The organism is Clostridium sp. 19966 (assembly GCF_032335695.1).
Lineage (GTDB): Bacteria > Bacillota > Clostridia > Clostridiales > Clostridiaceae > JACTOJ01.
In genome coordinates this window covers 26,857-45,550 of sequence record NZ_JACTOJ010000026.1, presented here as the reverse complement: position 1 = coordinate 45,550, position 18,694 = coordinate 26,857, and the positions used below count along the sequence as shown (strand labels likewise).

Here is an 18,694-nt window from a genome sequence, read left to right as displayed (position 1 = left end):
CCGTATAAGGAGTGAATTATATGAAACGAATCGATAAAATATATGAATATATAAAGGAAAACTCTAAAGAGCTGTCACTTGAGAATCTAAAGAATAAAGATGGGTTTACGGCAATAGATATATCGGAAAAATTAAATATTTTGAGAAATAATGTAAGTGCGGAGTTAAATGCGCTTTTAAGGCAGGGAAAGATAATCAAAATAAAAGGAAGACCAGTAGTCTATTTAGATAGAGAACATGTAGAAAAAGTATTAAGATGCAATATTCAGGAGACCCCAGTAGAGATTGAAAGCATAGAAGAGCTTATTACTGGAGTAGAAGAAGAGCAGCAGAAAGAGGAAAGTCCCTTTGCACTTTTAATCGGAGCGGAGAGTGGCTTGAAGAACCAGATAGAGCAGGCAAAAGCAGCAATGCTCTATCCTCCTAATGGTCTTCATACCCTTATAGTTGGACAAACTGGTGTAGGAAAAACCTTGTTTGCCACCATGATGTATAACTATGCTAAGTATGCTCAGAGGCTTCAAGAGAAAGCACCTTTTGTAGTCTTTAATTGTGCGGATTATTATAACAATCCACAGCTTTTAATATCACATATATTTGGACATGCTAAGGGAGCTTTCACAGGAGCTGACTCAGAAAAGGATGGATTGGTTGAGAAGGCTAATGGCGGGATTCTATTTTTGGATGAAATTCATAGACTGCCTCCAGAAGGGCAAGAAATGATATTCTATTTTATGGATACAGGAACCTATAACAAATTAGGAGATTCGGATAGAAAGAGAAAGTCCAATGTACTCATAATAGGGGCTACCACTGAAGAGCCTGGCTCTTCCCTGCTAAAAACTTTTGTGAGAAGAATTCCTATAGTCATTAATATACCAAGCTTAGATGAGAGGCCTATAAAGGATAGACTTGATATAGTAAAATTTCTTCTATCCAATGAAGCACACAGAGTTAATAAAAAAATAAGAATCGAAGCGGATGCTGTAAAAGCTCTTATGGGAAGTGTATCCTATGGTAACGTAGGACAAATGAAATCTAATGTACAGTTAGTTTGCGCTAAAGGATTTCTAAATTGTATAGATAATAAGGAATATATAGATATTGATTATAAGTCCTTGCCGCCAGATATAAAGAGCGGATTATTTAGCATAACTTCTAAGAGAAAAGAGGCAGAAGAACTTTCAAATTATATTGATTCGCAGCTGGTGGTGTCTCCTGAAGGATATATAAGCCTCAGTCAGGAAGATTCCTATGAGCCGCCTTTCAATCTGTACAAGATAATAGAAGATAAGGCAGCTGTACTAAAAGAAGAAGGCGTAGATGAAGAATATATAAAGAAGTTTATTACCACAGATATAAATATCCATATAAAATGTTTTTATGATAAATTTAAAAACAGCGGTAATGATAGAGAAAATATACTTAAGATTGTGAATGAGGATATTTTAAACTTTTGCGAAGAGATAAAAGCATTGGTAGAGAAAAAAATAGATAAAAAGCTGAATGAAAAATTTTTATATGCTTTGACTCTCCATATAAGTGCCTTCTTTAAGAGAACAGAAGACAATATTCCTCTTAGATATACTAATATAGAGGATATTATAGAAGATAACAATGAAGAATATAATATAGCATTAGAAATAAAAGAGCTTATAGAAAAACGATATAAGATGGAAGTACCAGAAATGGAGACTATATATCTTACTCTTCTCATAAGTACTATAAATGATGAAAACTCAGATCATGTGGCTGTACTTGTAGCTGCCCATGGAAATAGAGTAGCTTCAGATATGGTGAATGTGGTTAAAAAGCTCTTAGGAGAAGGAAATGTAGATGCAATTGATATGCCGTTAGATGTAAGTCCTCAGGAGATACTTAGCAAAATGATTGAAAAAGTTAAGGAAATAGATATGGGTAAGGGCGTGCTTCTACTGGTTGACATGGGATCACTTGCAAATTTTGAAGGTATAATTGAAGAAAAAACATGTACCAGAATTAGAACCATAGAGATGGTATCAACTCCGCTTGTTTTAGAAGCAGTAAGAAAAGCCAATATTCTAGATATGGATTTGGATACTATATATGATTCACTAAAAAGCTTTAGTGGATATGGGCATCTTCAAATTGGCAGCACCGAGGATGAGCCAAAAGACAAAGCCATAATAACAATATGCTCTACTGGACAAGGAACTGCCATGAAGCTTAAGGAATTGGTTAGAGATATAATTGAAAATATAACTGATGATAAAATTGCTATAATCCCAGTTAGCATTAGGGATATAAATGGGAAAATAGCAGAAATAGGCGCTAAATATAAGATAATTGCCTCTGTTGGAGTGATAAAACCAGAAATAGATGTGCCATTTGTATCCTTGGAACATCTTATAGGCGGTGAAGGACAAGCAGTTATTGAAAATGTTGTAAAAAATAATAATTTAATAGTTAAGGAAAGCAAGAATAATGTGGTGGTTAAAGAAATGTGTCTTGATAGCTTGAATCAATTTTTAACATTTCTTAATCCTAATAAAATTGTAAGTGTATTAATGAATGCAGTAAGTATATTGGAGAAAGAAACTAATAGAAAATTTAATAATGCAATGTGTATCAGAATTATTGTTCATACAGCTTGTGCACTTGAAAGAATGGTTATTAATGATGGACTTGTATACAGAGATGATAAAAATAATTTTGATAAAAACATAGTTAACGCCGTAAATATGGCTAATGAAATGTTTAAAAAGTCAATAAATGTTTCTTTAAGCGAAGATGAGATATGTTTTGTCGCTGATATTATTAAATAAAGTGTATTAAAATAACTTCATCTTCATTGTGCAACAGCCCCTTTACCTTTAATACACATATTTGGCACGATAATTGCTAATATATAAGCAAAAAGAAAGTGGAAAAAACAATCGAACGTAGGAGGGAAGTTTAATGGTAGCTTTAATAATAGGGACCCATGGAAGAGCTTCTGAAGAAATATTAAAATCCGCGGAAATGATATTTGGAAAACAAGAAAACGTAGCCACAGTTACTTTTGAAACTGGAGAAGGCACCGATGATCTCATAAGAAAGTATAATGAAAAACTTAATGAACTAGATACGAGTTCTGGAGTGATTTTTATGGTAGATTTATTCGGAGGAAGTCCATTTAACGCTGCCAGCGCTATAGCAGCTAAGCAAGATGATATGGATGTAGTTACTGGAGTAAATATACCAATGATTCTTGAAACCTTTGTCTCAAGGGAAAGTATGGATGTGAAGAATTTAATTAATCTATCAAAAGAAGCCGCAGCCGCAAGCATAAAAACATTAAAAGAAATGCTATCTAATAGCGAAGAGGAGGATTTATAAAATGATGAATATTGTTTTAGCAAGAATTGATGACAGACTTATACATGGCCAGGTTGCTACAATATGGTCCAAAGAAACAAGATGTGAAAGAATAATAGTTTGTAATGATGATGTAGCAAAGGATGAGATAAGAAAAACTCTTTTAGTACAAGTTGCACCTCCAGGAATAAAAGCTAGTGTAGTTGATGTAGAAAAGGCTATAAGAGTTTATAAAAACCCTAAATATGATGGAGCAAGAGTTCTTTTCTTATTTACAAATCCTACTGATGTTTTAAGAATGGTAGAAGGCGGAGTAGATATTAAGAGCGTAAATATAGGCGGTATGGCTTTCAAGGAAGGAAAGAGACAAATAAACTCAGCTATATCAGTAAATAATGAAGATGTAGCTGCATTTAAAAAGCTTCATGAAAAAGGAATAGAGCTTGAAGCTAGAAAGGTCACTTCAGATCCAAAAGTTGATATTATGTCAAAGCTTTAAGCTTGAAAAATCATTTTGCTGAGGGGAGAACCCTTAAAATCAAGATTTTCACCAGCGAAATGGTAATAATAAATTAATGGTTTTTTATTTACTGTAATCGTTTCATAACAAAAATTGGTTATGTTTTAAAATAATGTTGATAAAGGCTTTGCCCTTCCTGGCAAAATTACGCTAATTATGAGTCGCACTTCCTAAGAGTTTCTGGAGCTCCAAAGATAATATAAACATTTTAAAACATAGCCTCCCAAGCTAAATGAAGTTTTAAATCAGTGTAAAAATCAACACTGATTTAAAACAGAGTCTAAAATTTAAATAGTATATATAACAAGGGGAGGAAAAAACCATGTCAATATTTCAAATTATATTAATATTCATATTTGCCAGCATAGCAGGTATGGGCAGTGTGCTTGATGAATTTCAGACACATAGACCATTGGTTGCATGTACAGTAACAGGACTCATTTTAGGAGATATGACACAGGGGATTATAATAGGTGCTACTCTTGAAATGATGGCTTTAGGCTGGATGAACATAGGTGCGGCAATGGCTCCAGATGCGGCTCTTGCCAGCGTAGTGTCAACCATATTAGTTGTAGAGGGACACCAAAACATTGCAACAGGAATTGCAGTTGCAGTTCCAATAGCAGCAGCAGGACAGGTACTTACAATAATAGCAAGAACCATAAGCGTTGGACTTCAGCATCAAGCTGATAAATATGCAAAAGAGGGTAACTTAAGGGGCATAGACCTCTGCCATCTAGGTGGACTCGCAATTCAGGGACTTCGTGTTTCAATACCAGCAGTAATAGTTGCAGCCTTTGCAGGTACTAGCGTAGTACAATCACTTTTAAATTCAATACCTCATGTTATAATCGGAGGATTGCAAGTTGCAGGTGGATTCATAGTTGTAGTTGGTTATGCTATGGTTATAAACATGATGCAGGCTAAATACCTTATGCATTTCTTCTTCCTAGGTTTCGTTGTAGCCGCATTCTCAGGAGTAAATCTTGTAGGCTTCGGTATAATAGGTACAGTATTAGCTATACTTTATATCCAGTTAAATCCTAAGTATAATATGCCAAAGGCAGTTGCATCAGCAGCGGGCTCAAGCAGTAACGATAATCTCGACGACGAATTAGATGATTAAGAGGGGGGAAATAAATGGCGAATAATACAAGCGAAACAAAAAAGCTTACTAATAGTGATTTAACTAATGTTTTTATACGTTCTAATTTTCACCAAGCTTCCTGGAACTTTGAAAGAATGCAGGCCTTAGGGTATTGCTTTTCTATGATACCTGTTATAAAAAGACTTTATAAGGGCGATGAGAGAAAAGCCGCTCTTAAAAGACATCTGGAATTCTTCAATACACACCCTTTTGTAACTGCTCCAATACTTGGTGTTACAGCAGCCATGGAAGAGGAAAGAGCAAACGGTGCAGATATAGATGATGGTGCTATAAACGGAATAAAGATAGGTATGATGGGACCTCTAGCAGGAGTTGGTGATCCAATATTCTGGGGAACCTTAAGACCAGTTTTAGCTGCGCTTGGTGCATCCATAGCTATGACTGGAAGCGTAATAGGACCATTGATATTCTTCATATTATTCAACGTTGTTCGTTTAGGAGTTAGATGGATCGGCGTTAAATACGGATACAGAAAAGGCCTTGACATAGTTAAGGACATGGCAGGAAACAGGCTTCAAAAGCTTACTGAAGGAGCTTCAATACTTGGATTATTCGTAATGGGTGCACTTGTTTCAAAGTGGACAACAATTAAGATCCCAGTAAAGATATCAGAGTTTACTAATCAGCAGGGAGTAAAAAGTGTTACAACAATTCAAAGTATTTTAGATTCATTACTGCCAGGACTTCCAGCATTGCTATTAACTTTCCTATGCATGTACCTTCTAAGAAAGAAAATAGGAGCAATTTGGTTGATATTTGGATTATTTGCAATTGGTATACTAGGATATTGGGCAGGAATACTTGCACTATAAAACAAAAACTAATATAAAAATAATAAAGAGCACTGCAAAGCGGTGCTTTATTATTTGGAAGCAATTCTGATTTCCATAAAGTTAATTAAAGAATTTTCAAAAAATATATTGACATGAAAAATCAATGTGATATAATCAAATTCAATAAAGGAATTAAACAATTCCTATCATAATTGTAATAATTGAATATTGTCGTCTTATCGAGAGTGGCGGAGGGACTGGCCCTATGAAACCCGACAACCAGCATTTTTTAATGTATGGTGTTAAATCCTGCAAATTGATTTTGAGAGATAAGAGGAGAACGCGTTTTAAGACTAAAACAAGTGTATTAATCCTCTTCTTATCAGAAGAGGATTTTTTATTTAGCTGAAAATAGGCGCTTACCAAGGAGCCTACTACATATATAAAATAAATTAAATGAAAAGGGGACTAACAATATGAGTGAAAGAAATTATAGTTTTGAAACATTACAAGTGCATGCAGGACAAACTCCAGATCCTACTACAGGTTCTAGAGCAGTGCCAATTTATCAGACAACCTCCTATGTATTTAAAAACGCTGATCATGCAGCAAATTTATTCCAATTAAAAGAACCAGGAAATGTATATTCAAGAATAATGAATCCAACTACAGATGTATTTGAGCAGAGAATAGCAACATTGGAAGGCGGAGTTGCAGGACTTGCAACAGCATCAGGACTTGCAGCTATAACCTATGCAATATTAAATGTAGCTAGTGCAGGAGATGAAATAGTAGCAGCAAGCACACTTTATGGTGGAACTTACGAATTATTTGGTGTTACCTTAAAGAAGCTTGGAATAAAAGTAGTTTTTGTAGATCCAGATGATCCTGAAAATTTCAGAAAGGCTATAACTGATAAAACTAAAGCCTTATATGGAGAAACTATAGGAAATCCAAGAATAAATGTTTTAGATATAGAAGCTGTAGCTAAAATAGCTCATGAAAATAAAATTCCATTAATAATAGACAACACTTTTGGAACTCCTTATCTTGTAAGACCTATAGAATATGGTGCAGACGTGGTAGTTCATTCAGCTACTAAATTTATAGGCGGACATGGTACTACCATTGGAGGAGTAATAGTGGACGGAGGAAAGTTTGATTGGAGAGCAAGCGGAAAGTTCCCTGATTTTACTACTCCAGATAAGAGTTACAATGGACTAGTATATGCTGACTTAGGAGCTCCAGCTTTTGCATTGAAGGCAAGAGTTCAGCTTCTTAGAAACACTGGCGCTACCTTAAGTCCACAGAGCGCATTCACTTTCTTACAGGGCTTAGAATCATTGTCATTAAGAGTTGAGAGACATGTAGCGAATACAAGAAAGATAGTTGAATATTTAAGTAAGCATCCAAAAGTTGCTTGGGTGAATTATCCTGAACTTGAAAACAGTCCATATAATGAGCTAGCTAAGAAATATCTTCCTAAGGGAGCCGGATCCATATTTACCTTTGGAATAAAAGGAGGACTTGAAGCTGGTAAAAGATTTATAAACAGCGTTGAATTATTCTCCCTGCTTGCGAATGTAGCAGATGCTAAATCTTTAGTAATACATCCATCCAGCACTACTCATGCAGAATTAAATGAAGAAGAACAGAAGGCTGCAGGAGTTACACCAGACCTAATAAGACTTTCAATAGGTGTTGAAGGCGTTGATGATTTAATTTACGATTTGGAACAGGCGCTTGCTAAAGCTTAACAATTTTGAACTCGTTTGAAAGAAGGAATCCAGATGCCTGAAAAAAATGATTTTGACTTTTTAACTAAATGCATCCACGTTGGAAATGATATAGATAAAGAAACTGGTGCTATAAGGAGACCTATAATAATGGCAAACAGCTATAGGCTTCCTGATGATGCTTCCACACTTAATTGGAGCGATCCAAATAATCTGGTTTATACAAGAAATACCTCAGCAAATCAGATATACCTTCAAGAGAGATTAGCTGCTCTTGAAGGCGCTGAGGATTGTGTGGTACTAGCCACAGGAGTAGCTGCTCTATCATCTGTATTCTTTACATTCCTAGGCAAGGATTCTCATGTGGTTTGCTCTAATGTGTCCTATATAGCGGTTTATAGATTGCTGAATGAGTATTTTCCTGATAAATACGGCATTGAAACTACTTTAGTGGATACTGCGGACTTAGAGCAAATAAAGAGTGCAATAAGACCTAATACCCGTCTTATACATATTGAAACACCTGGAAATCCTACTACAAGAGTAAGTGATATAGAGGAAATAGCTAAAATAGCTAAGGAAGCAGGAGCCTTGCTTTCAGTAGATAGTACTTTTGCTTCACCTTATCTTCAAAGACCTTTAGAGCTTGGAGCAGATCTTGTTGTACACAGCCTAACCAAGTATATAAACGGCCATGGCGATGCCATGGGGGGAGCCGTTCTTGGCAAAAAGGAACTCATAGACAAGATTAAAAGAGAGGCTATGGTAAATGTAGGGGGAGCCATAAGTCCTTTCAACGCTTGGCTTATTACAAGAGGAGTAGTGACCTTGCCGCTTCGTATGAGGCAGCACAGCGAAACAGCTCTTAAGGTAGCTAAATTTCTTGAAGATTATCCAGCAGTAAAATTTGTTGCCTATCCAGGTCTTGAGAGCCATCCTCAGCATAATATAGCCAAAAAGCAGATGAGCATGTATTCTGGAGTGCTTTCCTTTGCGCTTAAAGCTGATGTAGATACTCACAATAAATTTGTTAATTCTTTAAAGCTTATAATTTCAGCTGTGTCCATAGGGCATGATGAAAGTCTCATAGTATATACTGGACCTAATGATGAGAGAATTCATTTTTACCCAGAAGAATTTAGGGAAGGGTTTCTCAGATTCAGTATAGGTCTGGAAGCAGCGGAGGATATAATAGTTGATTTAAAACAGGCCTTTGAAGCAGTGGGATTATAGAAAAGAGCCTAAAATAAAAGCAGTCTTGATAGGTTACCGCCTAGTCTAGACTGCTTTTGGTTTCCTATGGTAAATTATATTTTAGAAAAAAATTGAGAGCTGATATTTTAAGTAGTTTGATTAAATTGGAGAACTAAGTAAATAATATATATGAATTATCTATATATTATTTAAGGGAGTGCGTTGAATGAATATTTACTTAGTTATCCTTTATAGGTCTACGATTTCTTATTTTGTTTTACTCTTTTTTACAAGGATCATGGGCAAAAAGCAAATGTCCCAATTGACATACTTTGATTATATAGTTGGAATAACTACTGGTTCTATTGCAGTAGCAGCATCTTTAGGCAAAGATATTAATATTACAGAAGGACTTTTCTCAATTATTATTTGGAGTATTCTCAACATATTAATTTCTGTAGTCACTTTAAAAAATATTAAATTACGATTATGGATTGACAGCGAACCTTTATTGATTATAGATAAAGGGAAGGTACTTTATAAAAATATGAAAAAAGCCAGGTATAATATCGGAGACTTATTAATGCAACTTAGAAACAAAGATATTTTCTACATCACTGATGTAGAAGCGGCAGTATTAGAACCTGATGGCAAGCTAAGCGTTTTAAAAAAAGCAGAAAAAGCTTCAATAACAGTAGAAGATATGAATATAAAAAAGCCTAAGGCTGGCATGATGATTGATATCATACTGGATGGAAATATCCTATATAATCATTTATCACAAATTGAGAAAAACGAAGCTTGGATAATTAACCAATTAAAAACAAAAAATATTTATAATCTAAAAGCTGTAGCTTATATGGGAATGCAAGCAGATGAGCAGCTTTATATTGTTACCAAAGATGGCTAAAAGCAAGTCCATGTAAACGAGTTGCTGAACTAGTGTTAAATTCCAGTGAGCTATACCTATGCTTAAATCTTTTCAAACATTTTCATAGCTGCTCCCAATAAAGTCTGTTTCAAATTCGGCTATATTTTTTCCTAGGCCAATTTCTTTTCTATAGTATATTCTAAAATTAATACTCAGACTGAAGTTATTTCAATTTTTTATTGCCACCACTTGTTAACAACGGGTTAATTAATATATAATAAATATATCTATAAATTTAGGAGGCTTGTGTTATGTTTAGGTGCTGTTATTTTTGTCAAAATTATAAGATGGTAAATAGAATATAATGGAGAGGCACTTGCAGGCATTAAGCAATTGAAATTGATAATTGTATTTTTATTGATAATGTTTTAGTTATAGGATATATTTAGCTGCAGGGTGTGTCTTTGCAGCTTTATTGTTGTGTTAATGGTAATGAGAAAGGAAGTTGATTTTATGGATTTTTATATCTATAATACGCTAACAAGGGAAAAAGAAAAATTCATACCTGTAGAAGAGGGAAAAGTAAGACTTTATACTTGTGGACCTACAGTATATAATTTCGCTCACATAGGAAACTTAAGAACCTATATATTTGAAGATGTTCTAAAGAAATCCTTGGAATATATCGGCTACAAAGTAAAACATGTAATGAATATAACTGATGTGGGACATCTAGAGTCCAACGGGGATTCTGGAGAGGACAAAATGGCAAAGGGTGCTGAGAGAGAGCACAAAACTGTATGGGAAATTGCAAGATTTTATGAAGAAGCTTTTCTTAATGACTGCAAAAGATTAAATATAGAAAGTCCAACCGTTAAATGCAGAGCTACAGAGCATATTCAGGACATGATAAATTTTATAAAGATTCTTGAGGAAAAGGGCTATACTTATATTTCAAATGGAAATGTTTATTTTTCCATAGAAAAGTTTCCTGATTACAATAAGCTTGCTAATCTCAGCATGGAGGATTTGAAGGCAGGCAGCAGAATCGAGATAGATAACAATAAGCAGAATCCTATGGATTTTGTGCTTTGGTTTACTAATTCTAAATTTTCAAACCAGATAATGCAGTGGGAATCTCCATGGGGAAAAGGCTTTCCTGGCTGGCACATTGAATGTTCGGCAATGTCCATGAAATATCTTGGAGACAAAATTGATATTCACTGCGGAGGAATCGATCATATACCAGTACATCATACTAATGAGATAGCTCAATCTGAAGCTGCCATAGGACATAAATGGGTGGATTATTGGGTGCATGGAGAATTTCTTCTTGATAACGATGGTAAAATGTCAAAGTCAAGTGGAGAATTTTTAACTGTTGACAGATTGATAGAAAATGGCTTCAGCGCATTAGATTACAGATATTTCTGCATTCAATCGAAATATAGAAAACAGTTGGTTTTCAATTTTGACAATCTAAGAGAAGCCCAAAATTCTTTTAAGAAACTAAAGTCAAAAATTTTGAACATAGCCTCTGCTGATAAAAAGGAAAATATTAATGATGAAAATATAAAGAAATACAAGGATGCCTTTATAGCTGAAATAACAAATGATATCAATATAGCTAATGCTATAACCGTACTTAATGATGTTATAAAGGATGATTTTTTAAATAACTCTGAAAAGATAGTATTAATAAATGATTTTGATAAAGTATTATCTCTTGATCTTACCAAGCCAGTAGAAAAAAAGGCTGATGGAGAAGAGGTTAAATGGATAGAAGAACTTATTGAAGCTAGAAATGCTGCAAGAAAGTCAAAGGATTGGGCTAAGGCAGATGAAATAAGAAAAGAGCTTCTGGAAAAGGGAATAGAGATAAAAGATACTAGAGAAGGAACTCAGTGGAAACACGTTTAAATAATTGGCTATGTTTTAAAAGAATGTTGATAAAGGCGTTTTTCGTAGTGGCATGGTTTCTTTCAGAACCCATGGGAGGAACTCTAAGGGCTGCTTTGTTATAATTGGCTACCCATTCAAATCCGCCATCCATGGCGCTTGAATGGCTTTGTTCGTCCTTGAACAAAATTACGCCAATTATAAGTCGCAATCCCTAAGAGTTCCTAGAACTCAAACGATAATATCAACATTTTAAAACATAGCCTTAGGCACTTAAGGAAATTTTAAATAAGTGTAAAAATCAACACTTATTTAAAACAAAGCCAAATAATTTGAAATTGAAAAAGACAAATACAAGTGACTGAATCCTTAAGTAGTTAATAATATGATAAAAATGCTATGCTTTTGGTGCATAGCATTTTTTTAACTTTTAAATCTGTAGCCTGTGCCCCACAAAGTTTCAATAAATTCAGGATTTGCAGGATCTTTTTCAATTTTTTTTCTTATTTTTTGAATATGCACAGGTACGGTTGCGGTTTCTCCGCAAAATTCGTCCCCCCATATTTTATCAAAAATATGTTCTTTGGTGAAAACAATATTAGGGTTGGAGGCTAGAAGTACTAGTATGGCATACTCTTTAGAAGTAAGCTGAACCTCTTTTCCATATACAAAAACTCTATGGGAAGCTGTATTTATTTCTAAACCTCCTCTATTTATAAATTCATAAGCAACACCGCTATTTCCCTTTAATCTCTCATATCTGTTTATATGAGATTTCACTCTTGCTGTTAGTTCAGCTGGACTGAAGGGTTTTGTCAAATAATCATCTGCGCCAAAGTCTAGGGCTCTTATTTTATCTATATCCTCCGCTCTTGCTGACACTACAATAACTGGAATTTCGAGAGATTTCCTTATCTCTTTGGTGATTTCGTAGCCTGTTTTACCAGGAAGCATCAAATCCACTATAATAACATCATATATTCCGGAAAGTGCAATTTTAAGTCCTTTGCTGCCATCTTGAACAATTTCTGCTTTATATCCATTTAACTGAAGATAATCTCTCTCCATTTCAGCGATGTTTAAATCATCTTCTATAATTAATATTTGTTTCATTAATATTACCACCTCTATTATTTAAGAATGGGAAGCTTAATTGTAAAACAGCTGCCCACATTTTCTTCACTTACAGCAGATATTTTACCTTTATGAGCTTCTATAAGCTCCTTTGCAATGGCTAGTCCCAAGCCTGTGCTGATTAGATTCTTTGTCCTTTCACTATCTATTCTGTAAAATCTATCAAAAATATAAGGCAATTTATCTTTAGGGATGCCATGACCATTATCTTTAATATCAATATTAATCATATCCTCTAACTTATACATTTTTACTTCTATCTTTATATTTTTTTCTGTTCCATGCTTTACAGCGTTTCCAACTATGTTTCTAAATATTTGATTTATTCTTTTCATATCAAGTTTAACCTTTATTTCTTCATGAAGCTGATCCTTGTAATTAAAGCTTATGCCTCTGTCTTCTAATTCAAATTGAAATTCTTCCATTAAATCATTCATAAAAGCTTTCATATTAACATTTTCGAAGTTAAAATCCAACTTCTGCATATCTAACTTGGAAAACAGAAAAAGATCATCTATTAGTTTATTCATATAAGTAGCATTAGTATATATTATTTGGTGATATTTATTAATGGTCTCCTGTGGTATGTCGGTCCTATCTGCCATAGTTTCAATATAGCCCTGGATAGAAGTGATAGGAGTTTTTAAATCATGAGAAATATTTGCGATCAAGGCTTTTCTATTTTCCTCATATTGCGTTTTTATTTCTTCTGCTTCCTTAAGCTTTTTAGCCATTTCATTAAAGGAATTTATAAGTATAGCTATTTCATTGTCAGCATAGCAATTTACTTCCACAGCATAGTTGCCTCTGGTAAGTTCCTCCACCCCTTCTTTTAATAAGCTTATGGGTTTAAAGACGCTTTTTTCAAGATTTATTAGAAAGATAAATTCAAAAATACCACCGATTGTCATCATTAAGGCTAAAATTATACTTATGATTTTAATTCCCCAAAAATGAAAGATTAAAAGCCATATACAAGCATTTATAATTACGATAAGAGGTCGTGTGTAACGTATGTGTTTTTTGTATCTTTCAAAACCTCTATGATCTCCATATAATTTATTCATTTTCATATGGTATTCCATATGTAGTCGATGTTCTTCTTCTCTTAGCCTTTTTCTTTGAGTAAATTTTCCTTTAAAATTGTTAACTAGCCATTTATTCCTATTAGCCATAATTTCCACCTCTGTTATAGGTAAATTTAAAACATAGTAATTTTATTATACCTGTTAATTTTAGTTGGCAACCATAAAAATCCTTTAAATTATTTATAAAGATTTTATAAAGTTTTTAGATATGCTTCAATATGTCTAAGTCCTATATCAATATTCCAGTAAGCAAGCCTAATCTTTAAGAATAATTTATAGTTCTTTATAAAATCTTTAAAATTGCTTTAAGACTAATTTAAAGTCCTCCATTATTCTATGGTTGTGAACAGAAATACAAGGAGGATAAAACAATGACAAATATAATTGAAGTTAAAAACTTTACTAAAAAATTCGGAAATTTTATGGCTGTGGACGATATTTCCTTTAACGTGGAAGAGGGAACCATCTTTGCTTTCTTGGGGCCTAATGGGGCGGGAAAAAGCACTACAATAAATACTCTGTGTACAATAATCGATAAGACAGAGGGAGAGTTGATAGTGGATGGCAATGAATTATCAAAGCATAAAGAAAAAATAAGAAATGCTATAGGCATAGTCTTTCAGGAGAGTACCTTGGATAAAAAGCTCACAGTAGAGGAAAATTTAAAATTTCATTGTGAATTTTATAAGGTTCCTAAGGCGGAAATAAAAAATAGAATAGAGTTTGTTCTGGATTTGGTTGATTTAACTGATTGGGCGAAGGCACCTGTGGAAAGCCTTTCTGGAGGGATGAAAAGAAGGGTAGAAATAGCACGAGGACTTGTTCATTATCCTAAAGTTTTATTCTTGGACGAACCTACCACTGGATTGGACCCTCAGACTAGATCTAATATATGGGATTATATTTATAAGCTTCAAAAACAAAAAAATATAACAATTTTTCTGACTACTCACTACATGGATGAAGCAGAAATCTGTGACAAAGTTGCCATTATGGATCATGGAAAGATTGTGGCCTTTGATACACCTTATAATTTGAAAAAGCAGTATACCTCAAACATCACCAAAATAAAAACAAGAGATAAGGCCGCCTTCGAAAACTATCTTAACAGACATAATATAAATTATAAAATAGAAGATAAATTTTATATAGTGCAGGCTGAGGATATAGCCGCTATTTTAGAGCTTGCAGCTGAATTTAAGGATTCAATAACGGATTTTGAAACTACAAAAGGTACCTTGAATGATGTGTTTTTAACTATTACAGGTAAGGAGATAAGAGAATAATGCGTGGAATGATTGCAATTTTAAAAAGAAATTTAATGAACTTTACAAGAGATAAGTTAAGATTATTTTTTTCAATTTTTATGTCTGGATTCTTTCTATTCATTTTTTCTTTTGTTATGAAGCCATCTACAACAGGAGTGGATAAACCTTTAAACTATTTGATTTCAGGAATAATAATAATGACAGTTTTTCAAGCAGCTTTAAGCAATTCCACAAATATAATAGAAGATATATCGGCAGGCTTTATGAAAGAAATAATGGTATCTCCAATATCCAGATATCAGATTTCTATAGGTCAGATATTTTCATCTTCCTTAATCGCTGTAGTCCAAGGCTTGCTTGTAATCATACTCTCACTTTTTATAGGATTAGATATTAATATCCTTCAATTTTTCGAAATGACCTTTGTTATGATTGCTGTAGCTCTTACCTTTAGCTCTATAGGATTATTTTTAGCTACTCTGGCGAAGAATTCATCCACCTTTCAAATCATGATAACAGCCTTTACTATGCCACTTACATTTTTATCAGGAGCCTATATTCCAACTACTATAATGCCTAAAATACTTCATCCTTTTGTTTATTTAAATCCGTTAACTTATACTACGTCTATCTTTAGATATATAGCTCTTAAAATGAATACATTATCTACCGATGCTTTGGTAAAGTCAGGGGTAGCTTTTAATGTACAAGGTTTCATCATAAAACCTTATTTCGGATTTATAATAATCATCGCTATGGGCTTATTATTTTTTATACTATGTGTGCTTCAATTCAACAAAGCGGACTTTTCTAAAGTTAAAGTATTTAATCCTCATCAATAAAATAGCTTTCATTAAAATCAACCTAAGGAATCAACCTTTAGGTTGATTTTTTTTCTTTCTAAAAAAACTACAATATAACCATAGCCTATCCAATTGAAAAAGGTTTGAAAGTATTATTAAATACAGATTTATTAATTTTTATGGAGGAAAAGATATGGAGACAATTTTGAAAATAAGCTGCCTGGAGAAAAGCTATAAGGATAGAAGGGCTCTTAAGGGCATTTCCGTAGAGGTTAAGCAAGGTGAGATTCTATGCTTTTTAGGACCTAATGGTGCAGGTAAGAGTACCACCATAAATATATTGGCTACAGCCCTTAAAGCAGACGGAGGAGAAATAAACTTTTTAGGCAGAAAGATTCTGGGTAATGATAAGGAGTTCAAAAGAAATCTAGGCATAGTACCTCAGAATATAGCCATATATGAGGAAGTCAGTGCAGAGAATAATGTAAAGTTCTTTGCTTCTCTGTATGGACTCAAGGGTAAGGAGTTAGAGAAAAAGACAGAGGAGGCACTAGAATTTGTGGGGCTTACAGACAGAAAAAAAGATAAACCTAAGACTTTTTCTGGAGGTATGAAAAGAAGATTAAATATAGCCTGTGCCATAGCTCATAATCCTAAAATAATAATAATGGATGAGCCCACTGTTGGGATAGATTCTCAATCAAGAAATCATATATTGGATTCCATAAGGAAATTGAAGAAAAAAGGAGCGACTATAATATACACCACTCACTACATGGAAGAGGTGGAGGAGATATCTACAAGGATAGTCATAATAGACCATGGTGAGGTTATAGCAGAAGGGAGTAAAGAAGAGTTGAAGGAAAGCTTTGCTCAGGAAAAAATATACAAGCTTCAACTAGAAAATCCAGAAAAACTAGTAAAGCAGGAGCTTTTTGGTATAGAAGGCATAAAAAAGGTTGAGTTAAAGGACAATCTGCTTGAAGTAAATGCTATAAAGGGCATTGAAAATCTGGACAAAATCATAAGCACTATAATGAAGTATGATGTAAAAATAACAAATGTGACCAGTATAGCTCCAAGCCTAGAGACAGTTTTTCTAAAGCTTACTGGAAGAAGTTTAAGAGATTAGGGGGAGATAGAATGGGTTTTGGAAGTCTGTTTAAAAGAGATTTTATAAATATAATTTTAAATCCTGTATTGTTTTTTTCAAACACAGTGTTTCCTGTGCTTTTGCTTATGGTGATGGGATATCTCACCCATGACGGCTATGGTTCTGCGGTAAGCTCTTATGATTATTACGGAGTAACTTTACTATTATACACTGTATTAAATGTAAGCACTACGGCCGCGAACAGCTTTATGGAGAAAAGCATAATGGATAGCAACTTAAGAATATTGTATTCACCGGTCTCAACTTCCTTTATATATCTTTCAAAGGTACTAGCAACTTTTGCATTTACCAGTTTATGCTATATGGCCTACGCTATAATAGTAAAATTGCTTTTTAATGTAAACTTTGGGGGAGCAAAGGCAACCTATATTTTTATAATGTTATTACTGTTTAATATGCCATCTACTTTAATAGGTATATTGTTTTGCTGCATATTTAAAAGTGAAGAAAGCACCAATAAAATATTAAGTATTTTTATAAATATTTCCGCCATTTTGGGAGGTACCTTTTTTCAAATAGATGGTTTAGGAAAAACAGCTCAGCAGGTTTCAAATATTTCTCCATTAAAATGGATAACAAAAGCTGTTTTCAGAACCATATATGATGGGGATACAAGCCTAGTGCTGCCTGTTTGTGCAATATTTATTGCTGCTAGCTTAATATTACTTTTAGGTTGTAAATTAACTTTCAAAACGGAGGATTATGTATGAGTAATTTTGTAAATATATTTTGGTTTAATACAAAAAGAATAGCAGCAAAAAGGAACTACCTCATAATATGTCTTATATTGAACATATTATCCATCTCTTTAGCGGTATATTTTACAGCTAAAATGGAGATTAAAGCTAATATAGCAGTGATTTCTTCTCAAAATATAAATATACAATCAGATTACGTTAAAATAACTAAGCTTGCAGAAAAACCTAAGAAGTCAGAATTGGTTATGAATAAGTATGATGCAGTAGTGATCGATAGGGGAAATAGAGAATATGATATAGAAACAATAAAAGGAGAAAGCTTTAAAAATAATTTAATGAACTCTCTTAAAAATCCTATGCAAAATAGTTGGTCAATTTACGGCGAAAAGCGAGGTGTGGGTACTAATATCTTAGGATATTTAATCATGGTTATTTTAATGGAAGGATTTATGTTCATGGTGTGTTTTACGGAGGATAAAGAGAGCGGAACCTTTAAAAGAATTCTGATCTCACCATCAGATGAAGCAGCCTATTTCTTGGCCCAATGTTTTTTTAATTTCCTCATAATATATGTACCGGCTTTTCTTATAATGATTATTGCTCATTGGACTTTAGGAATGGACATTGGCTTTAGTCTAGTGAAATATTCCTATATGTTAGCTATATTGGCTTTTGCAGCTACTTGTTTTGGATTATTTATGTGTTCAATAATAGAAAAAGAGGACAATGCTATGGCTCTATCTGCTTCAATAATTGTCATAACCTCTCTTCTTTCAGGGAGCTTTTATAGTTTTAATAATAGCAGTAGCATCATAAAATTTATAATAAGTATAATCCCTCAGAAGCAGTATATGTATATGATTCAGGGGATTGAAAATGGACATCCTTTTATAAATTACATGCCCCAATTTTTTTATGTAATGATTCTAGCTGTAGCTTTTATTGTAGCAGCGGCAAAAATATGCAAAAGAAGATTTAATTTAGGCAGATATTGAGAAGCTTTAGCCATGCTGTTAATATAAGTATATAGTA

Annotated in this window: 16 protein-coding genes and 1 riboswitch; of the genes, 14 read left to right on the top strand and 2 right to left on the bottom strand. The window is 33.6% G+C overall.

The features are described from left to right. Positions 1-20 precede the first annotated feature (20 nt). From IAI10_RS20225 to cysS, 9 genes are all read left to right on the top strand, one after another. Positions 21-2,804 carry a sigma 54-interacting transcriptional regulator gene (locus tag IAI10_RS20225; protein ID WP_315675121.1) on the top strand — a complete coding sequence of 928 codons (2,784 nt, stop codon included), beginning with the start codon at positions 21-23 and terminating at the stop codon, positions 2,802-2,804. Between the two features lie 133 nt (positions 2,805-2,937). Further along, complete coding sequence (locus IAI10_RS20220) at positions 2,938-3,357, top strand: mannose/fructose/sorbose PTS transporter subunit IIA (protein WP_315675120.1); 420 nt, start codon at positions 2,938-2,940, stop codon at positions 3,355-3,357. A 4-nt stretch (positions 3,358-3,361) separates the two neighbouring features. Beyond that, the gene (locus tag IAI10_RS20215; RefSeq protein ID WP_315675134.1) at positions 3,362-3,835 is read left to right on the top strand and encodes a mannose/fructose/sorbose PTS transporter subunit IIB; all 474 of its coding nucleotides are present in this window, start codon (positions 3,362-3,364) and stop codon (positions 3,833-3,835) included. 343 nt (positions 3,836-4,178) lie between these two features. Then, complete coding sequence (locus IAI10_RS20210; RefSeq protein WP_315675119.1) at positions 4,179-4,982, top strand: PTS mannose/fructose/sorbose transporter subunit IIC; 804 nt, start codon at positions 4,179-4,181, stop codon at positions 4,980-4,982. A gap of 14 nt (positions 4,983-4,996) precedes the next feature. Further along, a complete protein-coding gene (gene manZ / locus IAI10_RS20205; RefSeq protein WP_315675118.1) occupies positions 4,997-5,836 on the top strand; it encodes a PTS mannose transporter subunit IID in 840 nt (279 codons plus the stop codon). Between the two features lie 194 nt (positions 5,837-6,030). After that, a riboswitch (SAM riboswitch) is annotated at positions 6,031-6,133 on the top strand. Positions 6,134-6,273: 140 nt separating this feature from the next. Beyond that, positions 6,274-7,554, top strand: a complete 1,281-nt coding sequence (locus IAI10_RS20200; protein ID WP_315675117.1) for an O-acetylhomoserine aminocarboxypropyltransferase/cysteine synthase family protein — start codon at positions 6,274-6,276, stop codon at positions 7,552-7,554. A gap of 33 nt (positions 7,555-7,587) precedes the next feature. Next, on the top strand, positions 7,588-8,766 hold the full coding sequence (locus IAI10_RS20195) for an aminotransferase class I/II-fold pyridoxal phosphate-dependent enzyme (RefSeq protein WP_315675116.1): 1,179 nt from the start codon (positions 7,588-7,590) through the stop codon (positions 8,764-8,766). Positions 8,767-8,953: 187 nt separating this feature from the next. Then, positions 8,954-9,637: a DUF421 domain-containing protein gene (locus IAI10_RS20190; protein WP_315675115.1), complete on the top strand. Its 684-nt coding sequence runs from the start codon at positions 8,954-8,956 to the stop codon at positions 9,635-9,637. A 474-nt stretch (positions 9,638-10,111) separates the two neighbouring features. Continuing rightward, a complete protein-coding gene (cysS, locus tag IAI10_RS20185) occupies positions 10,112-11,518 on the top strand; it encodes a cysteine--tRNA ligase (protein ID WP_315675114.1) in 1,407 nt (468 codons plus the stop codon). 402 nt (positions 11,519-11,920) lie between these two features. On the opposite strand, the gene IAI10_RS20180 is transcribed toward cysS, so the two are convergent. After that, positions 11,921-12,610: a response regulator transcription factor gene (locus IAI10_RS20180; protein WP_315675113.1), complete on the bottom strand. Its 690-nt coding sequence runs from the start codon at positions 12,608-12,610 to the stop codon at positions 11,921-11,923. Positions 12,611-12,627: 17 nt separating this feature from the next. Then, complete coding sequence (locus IAI10_RS20175; protein ID WP_315675112.1) at positions 12,628-13,806, bottom strand: HAMP domain-containing sensor histidine kinase; 1,179 nt, start codon at positions 13,804-13,806, stop codon at positions 12,628-12,630. 284 nt (positions 13,807-14,090) lie between these two features. Here IAI10_RS20175 and IAI10_RS20170 point away from each other — a divergent pair, with 284 nt between their 5' ends. From IAI10_RS20170 to IAI10_RS20150, 5 genes are all read left to right on the top strand, one after another. Then, the gene (locus tag IAI10_RS20170) at positions 14,091-15,005 is read left to right on the top strand and encodes an ATP-binding cassette domain-containing protein (RefSeq protein WP_315675111.1); all 915 of its coding nucleotides are present in this window, start codon (positions 14,091-14,093) and stop codon (positions 15,003-15,005) included. Further along, on the top strand, positions 15,005-15,829 hold the full coding sequence (locus tag IAI10_RS20165) for an ABC transporter permease (protein ID WP_315675110.1): 825 nt from the start codon (positions 15,005-15,007) through the stop codon (positions 15,827-15,829). Before IAI10_RS20170 ends, IAI10_RS20165 begins: the two co-directional genes overlap by 1 nt. 154 nt (positions 15,830-15,983) lie before the next feature. Continuing rightward, positions 15,984-16,922 carry an ABC transporter ATP-binding protein gene (locus IAI10_RS20160; protein ID WP_315675109.1) on the top strand — a complete coding sequence of 313 codons (939 nt, stop codon included), beginning with the start codon at positions 15,984-15,986 and terminating at the stop codon, positions 16,920-16,922. An 11-nt stretch (positions 16,923-16,933) separates the two neighbouring features. Next, positions 16,934-17,674, top strand: coding sequence for an ABC transporter permease (locus IAI10_RS20155; RefSeq protein WP_315675108.1), 741 nt, complete (start codon positions 16,934-16,936; stop codon positions 17,672-17,674). Further along, a complete protein-coding gene (locus tag IAI10_RS20150) occupies positions 17,671-18,657 on the top strand; it encodes an ABC transporter permease (protein WP_315675107.1) in 987 nt (328 codons plus the stop codon). Before IAI10_RS20155 ends, IAI10_RS20150 begins: the two co-directional genes overlap by 4 nt. The last annotated feature ends 37 nt before the right edge of the window (positions 18,658-18,694 follow it).

Bases quoted from the DNA above. Each gene is read 5' to 3' on its own strand.
- IAI10_RS20210 (WP_315675119.1), top strand. From the start codon at position 4,179: ATGTCAATATTTCAAATTATATTAATATTCATATTTGCCAGCATAGCA.
- IAI10_RS20165 (WP_315675110.1), top strand. From the start codon at position 15,005: ATGCGTGGAATGATTGCAATTTTAAAAAGAAATTTAATGAACTTTACA.
- IAI10_RS20200 (WP_315675117.1), top strand. From the start codon at position 6,274: ATGAGTGAAAGAAATTATAGTTTTGAAACATTACAAGTGCATGCAGGA.
- IAI10_RS20175 (WP_315675112.1), bottom strand. From the start codon at position 13,806: ATGGCTAATAGGAATAAATGGCTAGTTAACAATTTTAAAGGAAAATTT.
- IAI10_RS20225 (WP_315675121.1), top strand. From the start codon at position 21: ATGAAACGAATCGATAAAATATATGAATATATAAAGGAAAACTCTAAA.
- IAI10_RS20170 (WP_315675111.1), top strand. From the start codon at position 14,091: ATGACAAATATAATTGAAGTTAAAAACTTTACTAAAAAATTCGGAAAT.
- IAI10_RS20160 (WP_315675109.1), top strand. From the start codon at position 15,984: ATGGAGACAATTTTGAAAATAAGCTGCCTGGAGAAAAGCTATAAGGAT.
- manZ (WP_315675118.1), top strand. From the start codon at position 4,997: ATGGCGAATAATACAAGCGAAACAAAAAAGCTTACTAATAGTGATTTA.
- IAI10_RS20195 (WP_315675116.1), top strand. From the start codon at position 7,588: ATGCCTGAAAAAAATGATTTTGACTTTTTAACTAAATGCATCCACGTT.
- IAI10_RS20180 (WP_315675113.1), bottom strand. From the start codon at position 12,610: ATGAAACAAATATTAATTATAGAAGATGATTTAAACATCGCTGAAATG.
- IAI10_RS20155 (WP_315675108.1), top strand. From the start codon at position 16,934: ATGGGTTTTGGAAGTCTGTTTAAAAGAGATTTTATAAATATAATTTTA.
- IAI10_RS20150 (WP_315675107.1), top strand. From the start codon at position 17,671: ATGAGTAATTTTGTAAATATATTTTGGTTTAATACAAAAAGAATAGCA.
- IAI10_RS20220 (WP_315675120.1), top strand. From the start codon at position 2,938: ATGGTAGCTTTAATAATAGGGACCCATGGAAGAGCTTCTGAAGAAATA.
- IAI10_RS20215 (WP_315675134.1), top strand. From the start codon at position 3,362: ATGAATATTGTTTTAGCAAGAATTGATGACAGACTTATACATGGCCAG.
- cysS (WP_315675114.1), top strand. From the start codon at position 10,112: ATGGATTTTTATATCTATAATACGCTAACAAGGGAAAAAGAAAAATTC.
- IAI10_RS20190 (WP_315675115.1), top strand. From the start codon at position 8,954: ATGAATATTTACTTAGTTATCCTTTATAGGTCTACGATTTCTTATTTT.